The organism is Streptococcus sp. DD04 (assembly GCF_001578725.1).
Classification (GTDB): Bacteria; Bacillota; Bacilli; order Lactobacillales; family Streptococcaceae; genus Streptococcus; species Streptococcus sinensis.
This window is the reverse complement of record NZ_KQ968978.1, coordinates 148,090-148,979: the sequence shown is the minus strand read 5'-3', so window position 1 is coordinate 148,979 and position 890 is coordinate 148,090. Positions and strand designations below refer to the sequence as shown.

Genomic DNA, 890 nt, shown 5'->3' with positions numbered 1-890 from the left:
GGAAATAAAGGACCCTAACATTACGATTTTGGATGTTCTAGATGCTGGAACGCATAAAGAAATCATCGCTAAGCTAGATTATCCCGCACCTAAATGCCCTCACTGCCAAGGAAAAATGGCTAAATATGACTTCCAAAAAGAATCGAAAATTCCCTATCTAGAGTGCGCGGGATACAAAACGCTGATTCGGTTGAGAAAACGCCGCTTCCGCTGTAAAGACTGTAGAAAAATGGCTGTATCTGAGACTTCTCTGGTCAAGAAGAATCACCAAATTGCAACCATCGTCAAGCAGAAAATCGCTCAAAAATTGATCGAGAAAGTCTCTATGACGGCCATCGCTGAAAGCTTAGCAGTTTCCACGTCAACCGTCATTCGTAAACTGAAAGAGTTTAAATTCAAGACAGATTTATCTTATCTTCCAACTCACATGTCTTGGGAGTGAAACAGTCTGGGGAGAGACTGTTTCAGCTGGCTTCAAGAAAGGCAAGATGAGCTTTATTGCACAGGATTTTGATTCAAGAAAGATTGTAGCTATCTTAGATGGGCGGACATAAGTGACTATTCGCAATCATTTCCTTCGTTATTCTAGACAGGTGAGAAGCCTAGTAAAAGTCATTACAATGGACATGTTTAGTCCCTACTACGACTTGGCTAGACAACTTTTTCCATACGCTAAAATCGTCCTCGATCGTTTTCACATTGTACAACATCTCAGCCGTGCTATGAGTCGTGTTCGTGTTCAAATCATGAATCAGTTGGATCGAAAATCTCACGAATATAAGGCGCTGAAACGCTACTGGAAACTGATCCAACAAGATAGCCGGAAGCTCAGCGATAAACGTTTTTATCGCCCAACTTTTCGCATGCATTTGACTAACAAAGAGATTCTG

Annotated in this window: 1 pseudogene; it reads left to right on the top strand. The window is 41.5% G+C overall.

What is annotated here, in order from left to right:
• Positions 1-4 precede the first annotated feature (4 nt).
• Positions 5-890: pseudogene (locus STRDD04_RS05765) on the top strand (ISL3 family transposase); the annotation flags it as partial.